At 49.0% G+C, this 16,832-nt stretch carries 13 protein-coding genes; 1 reads left to right on the top strand and 12 read right to left on the bottom strand.

Going from position 1 to position 16,832, the window contains the following annotated elements; all coding sequences use genetic code 11:
• The first annotated feature begins 23 nt into the window (after positions 1-23).
• Positions 24-1,043 carry a glycerophosphodiester phosphodiesterase gene (locus tag ACYVEA_RS03830; RefSeq protein ID WP_461112002.1) on the top strand — a complete coding sequence of 340 codons (1,020 nt, stop codon included), beginning with the start codon at positions 24-26 and terminating at the stop codon, positions 1,041-1,043.
• Between the two features lie 59 nt (positions 1,044-1,102).
• Here the strand turns inward: ACYVEA_RS03830 and ACYVEA_RS03825 are convergent, their stop codons facing one another.
• The 12 genes from ACYVEA_RS03825 to ACYVEA_RS03770 all read right to left on the bottom strand — a co-directional run bounded on the left by ACYVEA_RS03825 (position 1,103) and on the right by ACYVEA_RS03770 (position 16,759).
• Entirely contained in the window at positions 1,103-2,743 is a 1,641-nt protein-coding gene (locus tag ACYVEA_RS03825; protein WP_461112001.1) for a hypothetical protein, read from the bottom strand.
• A 175-nt stretch (positions 2,744-2,918) separates the two neighbouring features.
• The gene (locus tag ACYVEA_RS03820) at positions 2,919-5,171 is read right to left on the bottom strand and encodes a hypothetical protein (protein WP_461112000.1); all 2,253 of its coding nucleotides are present in this window, start codon (positions 5,169-5,171) and stop codon (positions 2,919-2,921) included.
• Positions 5,168-6,361 carry a BatA domain-containing protein gene (locus ACYVEA_RS03815; protein WP_461111999.1) on the bottom strand — a complete coding sequence of 398 codons (1,194 nt, stop codon included), beginning with the start codon at positions 6,359-6,361 and terminating at the stop codon, positions 5,168-5,170. Before ACYVEA_RS03815 ends, ACYVEA_RS03820 begins: the two co-directional genes overlap by 4 nt.
• Position 6,362: 1 nt before the next feature.
• Positions 6,363-7,214: a DUF58 domain-containing protein gene (locus ACYVEA_RS03810; RefSeq protein ID WP_461111998.1), complete on the bottom strand. Its 852-nt coding sequence runs from the start codon at positions 7,212-7,214 to the stop codon at positions 6,363-6,365.
• A gap of 127 nt (positions 7,215-7,341) precedes the next feature.
• Entirely contained in the window at positions 7,342-8,325 is a 984-nt protein-coding gene (locus tag ACYVEA_RS03805) for an AAA family ATPase (protein ID WP_461111997.1), read from the bottom strand.
• 99 nt (positions 8,326-8,424) lie between these two features.
• Positions 8,425-9,042 carry a DUF4159 domain-containing protein gene (locus tag ACYVEA_RS03800; protein WP_461111995.1) on the bottom strand — a complete coding sequence of 206 codons (618 nt, stop codon included), beginning with the start codon at positions 9,040-9,042 and terminating at the stop codon, positions 8,425-8,427.
• Between the two features lie 45 nt (positions 9,043-9,087).
• Positions 9,088-9,600, bottom strand: coding sequence for a GNAT family N-acetyltransferase (locus ACYVEA_RS03795; protein ID WP_461111994.1), 513 nt, complete (start codon positions 9,598-9,600; stop codon positions 9,088-9,090).
• A 27-nt stretch (positions 9,601-9,627) separates the two neighbouring features.
• A complete protein-coding gene (locus tag ACYVEA_RS03790) occupies positions 9,628-10,152 on the bottom strand; it encodes a GNAT family N-acetyltransferase (protein WP_461111993.1) in 525 nt (174 codons plus the stop codon).
• Between the two features lie 349 nt (positions 10,153-10,501).
• The gene (locus tag ACYVEA_RS03785; protein ID WP_461111992.1) at positions 10,502-11,839 is read right to left on the bottom strand and encodes a TldD/PmbA family protein; all 1,338 of its coding nucleotides are present in this window, start codon (positions 11,837-11,839) and stop codon (positions 10,502-10,504) included.
• 99 nt (positions 11,840-11,938) lie between these two features.
• Positions 11,939-13,579, bottom strand: a complete 1,641-nt coding sequence (locus tag ACYVEA_RS03780) for a TldD/PmbA family protein (protein WP_461111991.1) — start codon at positions 13,577-13,579, stop codon at positions 11,939-11,941.
• A gap of 94 nt (positions 13,580-13,673) precedes the next feature.
• Positions 13,674-15,038 (bottom strand): TldD/PmbA family protein, encoded by a 1,365-nt coding sequence (locus ACYVEA_RS03775; protein ID WP_461111989.1) that lies wholly within the window; start codon positions 15,036-15,038, stop codon positions 13,674-13,676.
• 80 nt (positions 15,039-15,118) lie between these two features.
• A complete protein-coding gene (locus ACYVEA_RS03770) occupies positions 15,119-16,759 on the bottom strand; it encodes a TldD/PmbA family protein (protein ID WP_461111988.1) in 1,641 nt (546 codons plus the stop codon).
• Positions 16,760-16,832 lie beyond the last annotated feature (73 nt).

Here is a 16,832-nt window from a genome sequence, read left to right as displayed (position 1 = left end):
AACGTAATTCTCCTGTTTTATTTATGAAATCGATTACTGTCGTAGCTGCCAGCCTTATTGCTGCCCTTGGTAGTCTTACATCTGCCTGGGCCCAATCGGCTTTTTCGCTCACAAATTATACCTACACGCCCACGCAGCTAACCATCGGTACCTTACAGGCAAAAGAGCCTGTCAGTCGGTACACCTTGCAGGGGCCAAATGCCAAATTGTTCTCACTCGATAAAGCGAATCAGCTTTCAATTAAAGCCGATGCCGCTCGTTCCGGTAAGCCTTGGTTCGATATCGTGGTGGTTGGTGGTACAAAGCGAGACACATTTCGGGTGGTGAACGATACATTTATCCGCAATCAGGTGATTGCGCACCGGGGGGCCTGGAAGCAATCGGGAACGAGTGAAAATTCGATTACATCGTTACAAAATGCGGTCAGGTTAGGCTGCATGGGGAGCGAATTCGACGTGCATATGTCGGCTGATTCGGTACTTTTTGTCAATCATGACGGGACAATTCAAGGCCTGGCGATTGAGAAAACCCCCGCTGCCGAACTGGCAAAAATCAAGTTGAGTAATGGGGAGGCCTTTCCTACGTTAGCCGCTTATTTGCAGGAGGGTATGAAGCAGACTAAAACACGCCTGATTCTGGAAATAAAAACCTCAACCTTAGGAAAAGAGCGGTCATTAGCGCTAACGGAACGCGTGGTGAATATGGTACATCACCTGAAAGCACAGGCGTGGGTTGACTACATTGCTTTCGATTATGATGTCTGTAAAAAAGTAAAAAGCCTGAGCCCTGAAGCTGTCGTTACGTATCTGAACGGCGATAAAACACCCGCTCAACTAGCTGAAGATCATCTGAACGGGTTTGATTACCACCAGAGTGTGGTCAAGAAAAATGAAGCCTGGATTCGGGAAGCCCAGCAACTCAAACTCACCACGAACGTTTGGACAGTAAACAGCAAAGATGATTTAAGTTGGCTATTGGGTCAACATGTAGATTATATCACAACAAATGAACCTGAATTGCTGCTGACAATGGTCCGTCAATAGCTGGACTGGATAAAGCCGTGCCACGGTTCCAAACCGTGGCACGGCTTTATCCAGTCCAGCTATTGGATTTTTGGCTCTACCCAAAGAGCCGTGAAACAGACTACTAAAAGCAGCAGCCAGACCCAGTTTGGAATCTGGGTGGTAACATTTCGCTCAAGCCGTTCCTGCGTGGACTGGTTTTGTGAGTGAGCCAATACAAACCGACTAACGACCGCCTGGCCTGCCATTGGGTCTGTTGGCTTTAGCGTATTAATGTACATTGCCAGCGAATCCTGAATCAGTTGCCAGCCCGCTTCCCCGAACGAAGACATTCCCTCCGCCGACCGGGCGTTGATGGGTGAGTAGGCCAACGAGATTGTATCCTTACCCACCCGCATCGCCCGCACTCGCGTATCGGTATTATTGACGTAAATCCGATGCTGGAGGCCACTATATACGGGTGCGTTCACCTGAACCGTATTCTTTTCTGATTGAGATAGCTGGGCCAATGCCGCCGTCCACACCCGGTTGTACGTAACGCTATCGCCACTAAGCGCCAGAGGAAAGGTTTCACTCAGCAAACTGACGCCAATACGTCCAGTGGTTCGTTGAATAGCCATTGGATAACCCGAAACTACAAACTGATTCAGGTTGTCTGCCAGGCGATAGGGAAGAGCGTTCAGCCCATTTCCAATCGGAACTAAGGGCTCGTTCGATGTTTTTCGAGCCTGCCATTTACTCCCCAATGCCTGATTGATGGCTCGCAATTCAGCTTCTGGATTAGTCAGGTTAATGAACAATACAGCTTTACCGTCGGCAACGGCTTTTCGGACGGTTGCATTACCAGCATTGGCAGGTTCAGTAATAATAAGATCTGGTGTAGCGGTTGCTGACTTTCCTGCTTTATTAATGCTGACACTGCTGCTTACATTCTTTGAAAGCGTTGCTGACAACTGAACCGTATGGCCATGTTTGCCTAACCAGTCGGCCAGGGTTTTACTCTCGAAATCAGGGTTGTTAAGTACAAATTGAACTTTGAGCGGTTCTGTTGTCCGGGTAAAAAAGCGAATCGTATCAAGCGTTGTCGAAGCACCCAGCACCAGGTCGGTCTGGCTACGCCCTCGCGCAAAGGCCGGGAAGTGAAGATCGAACGTATTAGTCCCTTTATGCAGGGCTACGCTATCCAGGGTTTGGCGACCGAATCGAATTTTGAGGAATTGATCTTTAGCGGATTGAATGCGGCCTGTTACGTGTTGCATCTCGCCTTGCCGAACGATTCCTTTCCATTGAATTTCTTCCAACTGATCGGGTTGTTGGTAAGGCACCCACTGCACCGCAGAATTACTCAATTGGGTAAGGGTTTCCGTCGGGAAATCCTTACCCAGCAGCGTCACCGAATCGTAGGCTTCGGTGAGGGCACGGCTCGTGAAGCTGTCTTTAATGTGTAAGCTATCTTTTATTTGCCGGGCAAACGTAGCGGGAACCTCATCACCAACCAGTAAGGCGTGGTTAGTCGGTTGGGCGACTGGCCAGTGAATCTGCAGGAAGTAGCCTGTCACAACTAACCACAGCAGCACATTTAACCCACTCTTAACCCATTTTCGCCCACTCGATACTGATTGATTACGCCCAAGAAGCCAGAGTTGAGTGATCAGTAAAACCAGCAACGCGAGCGCGATAATCCAGGTAATTGGGGTGGTCCAGTTTATAGTTGTTTGCATGAGGAGTGCTGTTCGGCGTAGTCAGAGACTACGTCGGGGCGTTATCTGGTCAGAGACCAGAATTGGAAAAATACTGGTCTCTGACCAGATAACACTGCGACGTAGTCTCTGACTACGCCGAACAGCAGACTACTTTTATGATCAATGAGAGCTGCGTTGAACAATGCCGAGCTGTCTACTTCAATTTTCGCCAGAAGGTTTGTTGAAGCGTTCGATCACTGACGTAGGCCGGACCGGTACGTTCCGACGCGCCCGCCAGAGCATATAATTTCGTTTTCAATTGTGTTTTTTCAGTTGCTGAAAGCATTTTGCCACCGGCTAATTTCTGAAGCGACGCCAGCACTGCCCAGTTTTGAAGGCCACTATTCACTACGTTGTTCGCCAGTGCATTACCAAGCTGTTGTAGCGTCAGTCGCTGCCTGGTGGTAAGGCTAGGTAGGTCCACATACCCCAGAGATTCAGCAACCAACAACTCGATCTGATGCTGGCTGAACGTCCGCTCCTGACTAAAGGTCGGGCTTACGTTGGTCAATTCGCCCGTAAGTCGTGTTTCCAGTTCTTTGATTGGCGGAGGATCGAAGCCGGTTTTCTTAACATACGACCGGGCTTTTTGCTGCGATAATTTTAAATATTCCAGGGCTTTTTGCTCAAATGGCAGCGCTTTTTCTGGCTCGTACATCCGTAAGTTCAGTTCCGATTGCCACATGTTCTCAAGCGCCATTTTCAGCAGCGACCGTGTAGATTGTTCGTGGAACGTGTTCGTCTCAGCGTCATCGTGCGAGTGAATGTATTGCTCCATAAGGGCTGCCACAGGATCTTTACCCTCAGTTGAGCCCCCACCTCCCCCGTGGCTATGCCCGGCGTGGTCGTGTCCGCCCGTGGTTGCTGCGGCCCTTGTGCTGGGGTCACCTTCGCCCTCGTCGTGCTTGTGCATGTACTGTTGCATGGCCGCAAAGCCCACCACGGGATCTCCATCGCGGTCGGTTGGGAGCGCATCACCACCCCCAATCGATTTCTCGAATTCTTCGCCCAGGAATTGGCCGTACCGTAACCGAAGGGCCTTTTGATCGAAACCAATTTCGTTCGATTGACTCTTGAACGCATGGGTTGTATTGCCTCCTTTCTCGGTCATTTTTTTACGCCCTGCAATCAGTTTCTCCGTATCGATGATAATCTGGCGCTGGCTCCTGAAATACTCTGGCATGATATTGACGGCCATTGTTGCCAGCTCGCTTTCCTCGACCTGCGTCGTGTCTTTATAGACGACAAAATACGTATCTGACTTCGTGAAATTCGGCTCAGGCTGGCGATTGTCAAACGCGGCCCAGTAGTAATAAAGCTCGTCGCCGGGAGCGAATTTCAGCTCTTTCAGATCCAGCGTTTTTGAAACACGGGATTCTTTGAAATTGGCCTGACTCAGGGGCATTTTGATCTCCCGAAACTTGACATTCTCACCCGAGCCACGCGCTACGGTTGCCACAATAAACGCTTGCGAAACGCTGAAATCGTCGGACATTTTAGCCGCAATATTCAGCGTTTTCGGGTCTTTCAAATAATGGTAACGGTATAATTCTTTCGACTCTGGTTCAATTTTGGGTGCTAAATCAGGCTTGGCTTCGAGTCGATAGAAATCGGATTGATAAACGACGGAGTCCTCTTCATTACTTCGGTGCCAATACGCTTTGATCGCATACAGCCCGGAGTTGATCAGTTTGTCCTGATACGTAAATCCATTCCCTGTTGACCGAAAAGCCAATTCCTGGCCCTTGCTATTTACTAACTTGACCAGTACCTGCTGGTTTGTATTGAACCGCACGTTCCACGAAAGAGCTGAGCCAACGATAGTCGACGCATTTAAATTGGCAGAATTAATGACCGGAAGACGTGTGTAGGCGGGCGGTTGAACGTTTAGCTCCGCCGATTGAAACACGGGAGCCTGGGGTTTTGCTTCCGGGATAAATGCAGCCAGAAAACCTTTCTTTTTGGGGCTTTCTGCCGCATTGTTTTGCAGTAAAGGATACCCATAATGAATCCCTAGTGCAGCGAACAGAACCAGACTATATAATCCTACTTTCGATAGAAAAACGAGCGGAATACTAACATGGCTTATCTGGTCATTCAGCCGGTCGAGTTGCAGTTGTTCCGCCAGATTGAGTTGAGGTTTCGTCAGGAGCGGCAAGCTATATTCTACGTCACCAACGGTCTTATGGATAAGTTGAATGGCCTGCGGCTTTTTGTCTTGGTAAAGCCGGTTTAAGAAGGCAACCAGGCCAAACCCGACCAGACCCGCCACAACTGGCCAGATAGAAGGCTCTGTAAATGTCGCGGTTACCAGATATAGCGATGCTGCTACCAATACGCACCGTAGCAGGGCGTTGGCATAGAGTTGATACGTAACCGACGAGATAAGGCGTTTCAGTTCGTTCATGCGTTTTTGGTTAAAGCAAGCCAGCGTTCGAGTACTAATAAAACGACAAATGCCAGCAACAGCGCATTATTTAATCCCGCCTGTTGCTGAGTAGTGGGTTTGGTCGAAGTCACAAATAAGGTTTTTAGTCCTTGTTGACTTAATGGCTGCTGGGCCGTTTTCAGTCCGTAATAGCGGATAAGCTGTTCGCCCAGCCATTCCGGCAACTGCCCGCTTTCGACACGTTCCGACGTTTGTGGTGTAAGTGTTTCGTTGGTAAAGATTATGTTAGAACTCGCCAGCGGTTGCTTAACGCCCGAAACAATGTAAAGGGTTTTCGGGGCGGGCCTGGCGGGTAATTGATCCGTTAATATCCAACTATATTGCCGGTCTGGCGATGGTTTTTCGTCACTAGTCAAATCAAGGTCATATACGTCCGTCAGGGCGGCAATCGCTGCTTTAACTGTTTGCCGCTCCTGAGCATTTTTGTAAGCGAGCAACGTAGTGATTGGGCCAGCCTGAACGGGAGTTGACTGAAACTTCAGCGCCGGGTCCAACGAAGCATTACTCGTTAGCCTGCCCGCCTGATTAACAAAAAGTTTTTTGTTGTTTTTTACGGTTAGGTAGGGCCGAGGCTGTTTTGTTGAATCCAGTAGTGCATGAAGCTGAAACCGGCCTGGAACCGAGATTGCCGGTACGTCGGCTAATGCCTGATTATTGACGAGGTACAGATGGAGATCCGTGTTTTTCGTGTCCAGCGTATTGATTGCTGTTTGTAAGCTCAGCACATTAAACGTAGCAGAATTCTGGCCAGGTGTAAATTGATCCGTCACCGGTTCCATCTGATTGTCAGCCCAAATAACACGGTCGCCTTTTTTAAGGGCTTCAGCCAGCTCAAACTTAAAGTTACTGGCAACGGACGTATTCGGTTGCACCAGATGGACTTTCTGAATCGCTGGTGGTTTATTAAACCAATTCAGGATTGGCTGGGCGAGTAAAATCGCGAGTAACACCAAAAGTAAGCACCGAATAACCAGCAGGAAAATATTGTCAAGTCGTAAACCACGGCTCTGTTGCTGTTGCTTTTCGATGAGCCATTGCGTAGCCGCCCAGGGCAAAAGTTTTCCCTGCTTCTGGTGCCAGAAGTGAATGACCACCGGAACTACTACGGCCAAAGCACCCCACAACAAAAATGGCTCGATAAATTGCATATCAACTCAACAAAAACTTTTTTAAAACAAGCGCCATCGGGTCGCTCAGGCGCGTACGGATGAGCCGTACGTGCGGGATACGTAGATTTTCTTCTAACGTAGCCAGATAATCCGTTGCCCGTTGCCGAACCGTGTCCCGAATAGCCTCGGCCTGTAATTCAATTTCCTTTCCCGTTTCCAGATCCTGAAACCGGTAGAAGCCGCTCATCGAGAAATCCATCTCCTGATCGCCCAGTAGTTGAAAAATGACAATCTCGCGTCGTGGCCCGGCGATGCTTTGAATCAGATTTACCCACTCATCATTGACCTGTAGAAAATCCGAAGCAATGACGAGCATTTCAGCCTGCTTGCGGCTAAACTCCGGAATGGCTGCTCGCTGACTCGTCCAAGCACCAGCCGCCTGCGCATTTTCGAGCGTAGCTACGATTTTCTGAAAAGCCTGTTTTCCTGCTGGAACGGCCGTTTGCACCGAGCCATTTTGCAAGGTATATAGGCTCAACTGATCACTTTGCCGATTGCCCAGATAGGCCAGCGAGGCCAGCAAAATCTTCGCGTATTGCAACCGACTGACGCCCGCTTCGGTGTAGTTCATCGAACCCGATAGATCGAGCAGAAACCGAATCTGCTGGTTGCTTTCGGTGGCCGATTCACGGACCAGATAGTGACTGGTTTTGGCAAATAATTTCCAGTCAATCCGTTTCGGATCGTCGCCCGGCGTATAGTGCCGAAACTGCTCAAATTCTGTCCCGATACCCGACCGTCGGCTGGTTTGGATGCCCAACAACGACTCATCACTGACCAGTTTACCGGCCAGTTGCAGATTGTTGAGTTTGATTAGTTCAGTGATGAGCATTGTGTTCGTGGTAACTGGTTTATGGTATTCAGTTTACGGTTTATGGTGGGCTGACGCACGTTTTAACAGCATGCATTAATAAACTGCAGCGACGGTCCGCCGTAAACCATATACCGAAAACGTAAACTCATTTTACCGTATTAAGTAACTCCTGAATCACCCGGTCGGTCGTAATGCCTTCCGCTTCCGCGCGGAAATTGAGGGCAATCCGATGGCGTAAAATGGGGTAGGCCAGCGTCTGGATGTCTTCAGGAATAACCGAGAAACGTTCACTTAGCACGGCACGCGCTTTGGCGCACAAGACCAGTGCCTGCCCGGCGCGTGGCCCCGCACCCCATTCGCCCCATTGTTTGACGAAAGCAGACGGTGAACCATCCGGGCGCGACGCCCGCACGAGCCGGTTGATGTAGTCAATCAGTTCTTCGCTGATGTGCACCTGCCGGGTCAAGGATTGTAGCTCGATAATGTCCTTGTCAGAAAGAATCGTTTCCAACACCGGACGCGATGTACCCGTGGTGCTTTTCAGTACGTTGAGTTCTTCCTCCTGCGATGGGTAACTGAGCTTGATATACAGCAGAAAACGGTCTAACTGCGCTTCGGGCAGCGGATACGTACCGGCCTGCTCGATGGGGTTCTGCGTGGCGATAATTAGAAAAGGTTTGGGCAGGGCGTAGTCATTACCGCCGTAGGTAACCTTGTACTCCTGCATGGCTTCGAGCATAGCGGCCTGCGTTTTGGGCGGAGTCCGGTTAATCTCATCGGCCAGCACGACGTTGGCGAAGATTGGGCCCTGGTTAAAAACAAAGACTTTACGACCCGTTTCATGATCATCTTCCAGAATCTCCGTTCCAACGATATCGCCCGGCATAAGATCGGGAGTGAACTGAATGCGTTTGAAACGCATGGCCAGCGCATCCGACATAGTCTTCACCATCAGGGTTTTAGCGAGGCCCGGTACCCCTTCGAGCAGGCAATGACCACCGGCCAGAAGCGAAATAAGCACCTCGCTGATAGCCTCCTGTTGCCCGACGATGACTTTGCCAATCTCTTTCCGTAGCTGAGGCAATTTCGCTACCAGCGCTTTGTAGTGGGTTAAATCTGTTGATTCCAAACGTGTAATTTTTCAGGTTGTAGATGTTGATGTATGAAGTAGAATATATGAAGTGTGTATTACTGACTAAATCATACATCTTATATCATACTTCATATATTAAGCTGTAAGCGCATACGTAACAATGTTGACGCCGAACTTGGTATTGTCTTCGGCAAGAAACCGCTTATTTCGGAAATCGTAGTCCCATTCACAGCCGTAGTCTTTATTGCTATACAGCACACCAATACGGCCATTTACCAGGATTGCTTTCAGGTAGTCGTGCACAAGGTCGTCGCCCCAGCCATTTAACTCAAATGAGGTCGTTGGCGGGCCTTCGTCAAACTTGAAAAAACAGGTATAAATCGGGTGATTATTCGGAATCTTCTGTAGCGCTTTCGGCCCAAAGGTGCGGGCCATTTCCTGCTCGAATGATTTGGCAAACAACCCGTCAACGTCGTGGTTACAGTCATCCACGAATACGAAACCACCATTTTGAACGTAGCGTTTGAAGTGGTCGCGCTCCTGCCCCGAAAACTCAACTAATTTATGGCCGCTGAGGTAGCAGAATGGACTTTTGAACAGATCAGGGCTGCTCAATTGCACTACTTTTTCCTTCTGATCAATAGGTAGCGTCGTGTACTCCACCAGTGAATGCAGAATGTTAGCGGGCATTCGCTGATCGGTGTCCCAGTCGCCGGAAGTATATTGGATTCGAGTGAAAATAAACGGTTTCAAAAGAGATTCGTTGAGAAGTGTTACTTGCGTACTGTTCGCAAAACGTCAGGTCACATTCAATGGTTTCTCCATGACGAAGTCTTCCATTAAGAAGCCATCGCCAATATCAATTGTTTCATTATCAACTATTTTAAATCCCATACGTTCGTAAAACTGAATCGCTTTATTATACCGGTTTACGTTTAGGGAGAGCGTTGAGTTTTTATGTTCAGCGGCTATCCCGGCAACTTTGTCAATCAATAATCGGCCAACCCCTTTTCCCTGGCTGGCTGGCAGCAGGTATATTTTGTGTAGCTTGGTTTTAGACTGATTTTTATAATCCAACTCATACGAAACATAGCCTAAATACGCCTTACTGTCGGCTTCCTGAGCCAGTAGGAACACATGTTTTTGCTCAGTAATCTGCGTTTTCAACGAATCAAGGCTATACATCATGTCCAGCATATAACGAATCTGCTCAGGGGATAGGATTTCCCCGAACGTAGTAGGCCAGGTTTGGTACGCTATATCCCGAATAATCGGTAACTCTTGTTCAGTGGCTTGGGTAATTGTAATCATTGATTGTTACTCAATAACGTGTCGGAATTAGCTGCTGTAGCCAAAACCGGGCTTGGTCCAGGCCATGAGCAGGCTATTTTCAAAGGAGCCGTCCACATTCCTGGTTTTATTTTTCATTCGTCCCTCCTGCACAAATCCCAGGCTATGATAGAGCCCAATTGATTTTTCGTTGGATGCCCTTGATTCAAGTTCTATTCGGCCTACTTCAGGGAACGTTTGCTGCACCTCTTCGAGAAATGAACGAAAGAGCATTTTTCCGACGCCTTTTCCCTGATAATCCGGATGGACAGCGATCGTTAGTCCTGTCAATATGTGGTCGAAAATAAGTAACCCATATTTTGATGCATGTATCTCGGCAACGATCTGATTCGTGGCATCAACTGCAACCAACATCAATCCCTGACTCTCGATTGTACAGAATAAGCTGTCAACGTATTGCTCCGTTATTTCGGGTTCCGTACGGGCAATTCCCTGACTAACCCGAGCGACGTACCGGTGCAATTCAACAATTGCTTTTTTATCGTCCACGGCTGCTTTTCGAATAATGACCATATCAATTCGTAGTTATTGCCATGGCACATTTAACAGCGAAAAAACACCGCGGAAAAAGCTTCATAAGTCAACTGCTTCCTGGATTTTTTTAGGGTTTACTATGCGTGTTACTCCGTAATATGGGCTTTTTATTTAATCAGGTTATAATTCCATATCAACAAATCTTATTTTGCAAGAACTCGTTTTTAGCTAATAAACAAGTGCTGAAAGGATCTGAACTCTAAGTTAAATATTCATTATATGGTAATTTTACATTTGTATTAATATTATAAAACTTTATTAAAATCATCCATGAAATTGGATATAGCTAATGCAGGTTCAATTCATGGATGGTTTTAATCACTAGTTCTTATACCGCATCCGATAAACTTGTGAAGGTAAATTCACGAATTTTCATTGTAGGAATCAGGTAATTCTGATCCGACTCGGTGCTAACGACGCGCTCCGATTTACCCAATGCTTCTAGGTTATTGAGCATGATAATGGGGCTTTCGTTAAAGCGGAAATTCTTCACCGGGTGTTTGATCTTGCCATTCTCAATGTAGAACGTACCGTCGCGGGTGAGGCCCGTAAGCAGGATAGTCTGTGGGTCAACTTCCCGGATATACCAGAGTTTCGTGACCAGGATACCGCGCTGGGTACTCTTGATCATATCCTCCAGGGAAGACGTACCACCCATGACAATTACGTTGTTGGGATTGGGAGTCGCTTTTTTACCTTGCTTTTGAGCCCAATACCGGGAATAGGCCAGGTTTTTCACAACACCCTTCTCAATCCACATCGTCTTTTCCTGCGGACGACCATCGCCCGACCAGGGTGAGGCTGGTAATTCGGGGTTAGTTGGGTCGGAGTAGATAGTGATACGTTCATCCACGATCTTGTCACCCAGCCTTGACTTTCCACCGGATTTGCTGAAATAGGAACGACCTTCGTCGGCCGAGCGGGCATCCATGTTGAAGAAGATGTTTTCGAGTAACACCGCAGCCGCTGTTGGCTCCAGAATGACGGTGTATTTGCCCGGCTCAATGGCACGAGCCTCTGCCGACCCCTGCGCTTTCTGGAGTGCAATGCGGGTAGCAGCGGCCGTATCCAATTTGGCGAAATCGCTGTACCCACGCGCTACGTAGCCCGATCCTTTTCCATCGTTCGTTCGGACAGTCAGGGAGAAGTTGACGTTCGTGCTTGGGTAATAAGCAAACAGGCCCTTGCTGTTCATCATGGCCGAATAGCCATACGTGTCCTGTAAAAATCCAGCACCTACCAAGTTTTGTTCCCGGGAGAGCTGTAGACTTTTGATAACGGCATCGGCCCGAATATCGGGTGTGATTTTAGCCGTAGAATCAAAAAAACCGTTCGATTTCAGATACTGTTGTGGGCCCAATACGCCCACATGCTCAGGGTTTTCTGGAGCCAGCTGAGCCAACTCTTCCGCCCGGCGAACTACCTTTTCGAGTGAAGCATCGTCGAATTCATCAATGGTGGCAATACCGACTTTTTTGCCAAATGATGATTGAACCTGTAAGTTCTTATTAATCAACGAGCCACTGGTCGACACTTCATTGCGGGCATAGCGAAGGTTACCACCTGCCTGGCCTGAAAGGTTAACTTCACATTCGTCGGCTTTAGAATAGGATAGAACCTTGGTAAGCAGTGCTTTGGCCTCTGCTTCGGTGAGTATGATTGCCATAATTTATAGTCAATAGTCAACAGTCGATAGTCAACAGGTAATAATTGCCAGCACTTCTCTTCTACTGACGACTATTGACTGTTGACCATCGACTAATTTCTATATTTTTCTTGCTGTGTTAATTACATTAACGCCATTAAATCGGGCGGTAGAGCTGCCGTGGGAAACCGCACTCGACTGCGAAGGCTGGCCCTTACCGTCGAAAAACGAACCGCCAAGCCGATAGTCTTTCTCATCGCAGACCTGCACACACGAATTCCAGAACTCCTGGGTATTTGACTGGTAGGCTACATCTTTGAGCATACCCGCAATCTGACCGTCCTTGATTTCGTAGAACAACTGGCCCCCAAACTGGAAGTTATACCGTTGTTGGTCAATCGAGAACGACCCATCGCCAATGATGTAAATGCCTTTCTTGACATCCTTGATCATGTTCTGCACCGACAGGGGCGTTTTGCCCGCTTCCAGCGATACGTTGGCCATACGCTGGAACTGCACCGAACTCCAGTTGTCGGCATAGCAGCAGCCCTGGGATTCTTTCTCGCCGATGATGTGCACCTGATCCCGAATGGCCTGGTAGTTAACCAGCGTTCCATCCCGTACCAGATCCCATTTCTTGGTTTTCACGCCTTCGTCATCGTAACCAACAGCTCCCAACGAACCAACCTGTGTTTTGTCGGCAATGAGATTCACTTGCTTACTGCCATAATTGAAGTTCTTAGACTGCCATTTATCGAGCGTAGCGAAGCTGGTTCCAGCAAAGTTGGCTTCATAGCCCAGTACCCGGTCGAGTTCGAGGGGGTGGCCCACCGATTCGTGGATGGTAAGCCACAGGTGAGAGGGGTCAAGAACAAGATCGTATTTACCGGCTTCTACCGATTTGGCGCTGTGCTTGGCACGGGCTTGTTTAGCGGCCGCTGTTACGTCCTCCAGCATGTCGTAGCCCATGTTGTAGCGAGTCGTCACCCCGGTTATCTTATCGGAAGGATTTGCCTGAAGATACTCATAGCCCATGCCCATGGGCGCGCTCAAGGCGTTGCGGGTTTCAAACTTTCCCGTCTTGGGGTCAATGGCCGTTACGTTGAAAATTGGCCAGATCCGGTGAATGTCCTGATCGGCATACGTCCCATCAGTCGAGGCAAAATACTTCTGCTCGTTCACCATGAACAGCACCGAATTAACGTAGTTGGCGCCGTTTTTCATGGCCGCTCCGTTTACCGACATCAACAGATCGACTTTCTCTTTGATAGGCACCTCAAAGGCATTTTTTTTGATGGGCGCTTTCCAGGTAACTTCCCCGAAGCCTTTCTGTGGAGCTAGTTGTACAGGCTCTTTCATCAGTTTGGCATTCGCTTTGGCGATGGCTACGGCCGTCTCGGCCGCTTTGGCCAGATCGGCTTCACTTTTGGCATCAACCACAGCGGCAAATCCCCAGCAACCATCGGCAATCACCCGGACTCCAACGCCATAGGACTCGGTATTGACGATGTTCTGGACTTTATCTTCGCGCGTAATGACAAATTGGTTCAGGTAACGGCCAATACGTACGTCGGTGTAGGTTGCTCCTTTGCTTTTGGCCGCATTCATAGCGGCATCCGCCAGCCGTTTTTTTAGGGCTACGTCCATACCGGCTTCGAGCAGCACTTCTGGCGCAACGTTGCGAGAAAAAGCAGGAAGATTTGGCAATAGGATACCTGCGGTACCCATGCCTATGAGTTGATTAAAATCGCGACGATTCATGAAAATTAGTCAATAGTGGTGGGCTATCGCTGGTCGTTAGTCAGGAGTCGGTAGGTTGTTATGCTATCAACTTCTGACTAACGACCAGCGACTATTAAACTGCATCTGACAAACTCGTAAACGTAAAGTCCCGAATCTTCATGGGCGGAATCAAGTTTCCACCCGCCCGAACCGGTTTACCCAATGCTTCAACGTTGTTGAGCATAATGACCGGGCTTTCATTGAAACGAAAGTTTTTGATCGGGAATTTGATCTGACCGTTTTCGATGTAGAACGTCCCATCGCGGGTCAGGCCCGTGTACAACTGCGTTTGCGGATCAACGGCGCGAATGTACCAGAAGCGAGTGACCAGGATACCTTTGTCGGTACTCTTAATCAGATCGGCCAGCGATTGCGTACCGCCCATCATCATGAATCCACCGGCAGGAGGAATTGGCTTAACACCTTTCTTATCCGCCCAGAAGCGTGAGTAGAACATGTTCTTAACCACGCCATTCTCGATCCAGGTTCGCTTTTCCTGGGGTAAGCCCAGCCCATCGCCACCTCCACCGAAACGGCCACCGCCCCCTCCTCCGCCCCCGCCACCAAAGGGCGACAACGGTAAATCAGCATTCATTGGGTCCGTTATGATGGTTACCCGTTCGTCGAATAACTTCTCGCCAAGACGTGTGCCGCCCCCTTTTTTGCTCAGGAAGCTACGTCCTTCGTCGGCATTACGGGCGTCCATACTGCGCATCATATTTTGCAGTAGCTCGACAGACGCCGTTGGTTCCAGAATGACGGTGTATTTGCCGGGTTCAATGGCTCGTGCACTCGCCGATGCCTGCGCTTTTTGCATGGCAATCTGCGTGGTGGCTTTGGTGTCGAGTTTGCTGACGTCGTTTACGTCGGGATTCGCATAGCCTGATCCCAGGCCGTCGGCAGTACGGACGGTAATCGAAAAATCAACGTTTGTCTCCCGATTATACCCAAAGAGTCCTTTGCTGTTGCCGATGGCCACGAAGCCCGTTGTGTCTTCCATATAGCCAGCCGCCGTCAGATTATTCTTCCGGCAGGGATCGATGCTGTCGAAAGCCGCATTTGCCCGAAAGTCAGGGTCGATTTTAGCCGTACTTTCTGAATACGTATTGGTTTGCAAATAGGTCTGAGGTCCCAGCATCGGCATGTACTCGGGATTTTCGGGTGCCAGCTTCGCAATTTCTTCGGCCCGGCGAACGGTTTTTTCGAGGGCTGCGTCGTCAAACTCGTTGATCGTTGCCGTACCGGATTTTTTGCCAAATACCGCCGTCACGGATAGCGCAAGATTATTGGATTCGCCACTGGTCGAAACCGAGTTACGGGCATATCGAATATTTCCTGTCCGGTTGCCTGTTAGGTTGGCACTCATCTCATCGGCTTTCGAATAGGACAGTACTTTGTCGAGTATCTTCTTTGCTTCTTCTTTGGTTAGGATTGCCATTTTTTAGTCGTTGATTGGCAGAAGTCGACAGTCGTTAGTTACTAGGAATTTACTGATGACTAACGACTGTCGATTAACTCTTATATTTTTCTTGCTGTATTGATCACATTAACACCGTTGAACCGGGCTGTTGCACTACCGTGAGAAACCGCACTCGACTGTCCTGGCTGGCCTTTGCCATCATTAAAGGCACCGCCCAGACGGTAATCACTTTGATCACAAACAGCTACGCACGAATTCCAGAATTCTTTCGTATTGGCCTGGTAGGCTACGTCTTTGAGCATACCCGCAATCTGACCATCCTTAATTTCGTAGAATAACTGGCCCCCAAACTGGAAGTTATACCGTTGTTGGTCAATCGAGAACGACCCATCGCCAATGATGTAAATGCCTTTCTTGACATCCTTGATCATGTTCTGCACCGACAGGGGCGTTTTGCCCGCTTCCAGCGATACGTTGGCCATACGCTGGAACTGCACCGAACTCCAGTTGTCGGCATAGCAGCAGCCCTGGGATTCTTTCTCACCGATGATGTGCACCTGATCCCGAATGGCCTGATAGTTGACCAGAATGCCGTCTCTAACCAGATCCCATTTCTTGGTTTTTACCCCTTCATCGTCCCAGCCAACGGCCCCTAGCGAATCGACCTGCGTTTTATCAGCCACAATGTTCACCTCCTTACTGCCGTAGGCAAAATTCTTCGACTGCAACTTATCGAGGGTAACAAACGACGTACCGGCGTAATTGGCTTCGTAACCTAAGACGCGGTCGAGTTCGAGGGGGTGACCCACCGATTCGTGGATGGTGAGCCAGAGATGCGACGGATCAAGAACGAGGTCATATTTACCCCCTTCCACCGACTTCGCAGATAATTTCTCTTTGGCTTGTTTAGCCGCTGACGTAATGTCTTCCAGCATGTCGTAACCCTTGTTGTAGCGGGTCGTAATGCCGGTCGATTTGTCTTTCGGATTGACTTGCAGGTAATCGTAGCCCATGCCCATGGGCGAACTCAACGAGTTACGTGTAGCAAAGCGTCCGTTCCCCGGATCAACGGCTGTCACGGTAAAGCTCGGCCCGATGCGGTGAATATCCTGATCGGCATACGTACCGTCAGTTGAGGCAAAATACTTCTGCTCGTTAATCTGGAAGAGCACATTGTTTACGAAGTTGGCGCCATTTTGCATAGCCGCCGAATTACACGACAATAGCAAATCCACCTTTTCTTTGACGGGCACTTCAAACGCATTGCGCTTGATAGGTGCTTTCCAGCTCACTTCACCAAAGCCTTTCTGGGGAGCTAATTGTACTGGCTCCGTTAATAAGCGGGAGTTTGCTTTCGCAATCGTTACGGCCGTTTCGGCCGCTTTTGCCACTACGGATTCATCCCGGGCATCGCCCACGGAAGCGAAACCCCAGCAACCATTGGCAATCACCCGAACACCGACACCGTATGATTCGGAGTTGATAATGGCCTGTACTTTGTTTTCGCGTGTGAGGATGAATTGATTCAAATATCGGCCAATACGGACATCGGCATACGTAGCGCCTTTCGATTTGGCAGCGTTCAGCGCGGCATCGGCCAGACGCTTCTTCATGGATACATCCAGACCGGGCTCCAGCAGGGCTTCGGGCGTGACACTACGGGAAAAGGCAGGAAGGGCGGGCATCATGATCCCGGCAGCTCCCATGCTTATAAGTTGATTAAAATCGCGACGATTCATGAAAATTGGTCAATAGTGATTAGTCGATTGTCAAGAGTCGTCAGTCGCTAGTTAAGAGTCGATAATTTGTTAG

The organism is Spirosoma jeollabukense (assembly GCF_054777855.1).
Note: the sequence above shows the minus strand (reverse complement) of the source record. Positions and strands in the feature narration are given on the sequence as shown.

What these genes read in the sequence shown, in the direction of transcription:
- ACYVEA_RS03830 (WP_461112002.1), top strand. Translation starts at nt 24, where the DNA reads ATGAAATCGATTACTGTCGTAGCTGCCAGCCTTATTGCTGCCCTTGGT.
- ACYVEA_RS03825 (WP_461112001.1), bottom strand. Translation starts at nt 2,743, where the DNA reads ATGCAAACAACTATAAACTGGACCACCCCAATTACCTGGATTATCGCG.
- ACYVEA_RS03820 (WP_461112000.1), bottom strand. Translation starts at nt 5,171, where the DNA reads ATGAACGAACTGAAACGCCTTATCTCGTCGGTTACGTATCAACTCTAT.
- ACYVEA_RS03815 (WP_461111999.1), bottom strand. Translation starts at nt 6,361, where the DNA reads ATGCAATTTATCGAGCCATTTTTGTTGTGGGGTGCTTTGGCCGTAGTA.
- ACYVEA_RS03810 (WP_461111998.1), bottom strand. Translation starts at nt 7,214, where the DNA reads ATGCTCATCACTGAACTAATCAAACTCAACAATCTGCAACTGGCCGGT.
- ACYVEA_RS03795 (WP_461111994.1), bottom strand. Translation starts at nt 9,600, where the DNA reads ATGATTACAATTACCCAAGCCACTGAACAAGAGTTACCGATTATTCGG.
- ACYVEA_RS03790 (WP_461111993.1), bottom strand. Translation starts at nt 10,152, where the DNA reads ATGGTCATTATTCGAAAAGCAGCCGTGGACGATAAAAAAGCAATTGTT.
- ACYVEA_RS03785 (WP_461111992.1), bottom strand. Translation starts at nt 11,839, where the DNA reads ATGGCAATCATACTCACCGAAGCAGAGGCCAAAGCACTGCTTACCAAG.
- ACYVEA_RS03780 (WP_461111991.1), bottom strand. Translation starts at nt 13,579, where the DNA reads ATGAATCGTCGCGATTTTAATCAACTCATAGGCATGGGTACCGCAGGT.
- ACYVEA_RS03775 (WP_461111989.1), bottom strand. Translation starts at nt 15,038, where the DNA reads ATGGCAATCCTAACCAAAGAAGAAGCAAAGAAGATACTCGACAAAGTA.
- ACYVEA_RS03770 (WP_461111988.1), bottom strand. Translation starts at nt 16,759, where the DNA reads ATGAATCGTCGCGATTTTAATCAACTTATAAGCATGGGAGCTGCCGGG.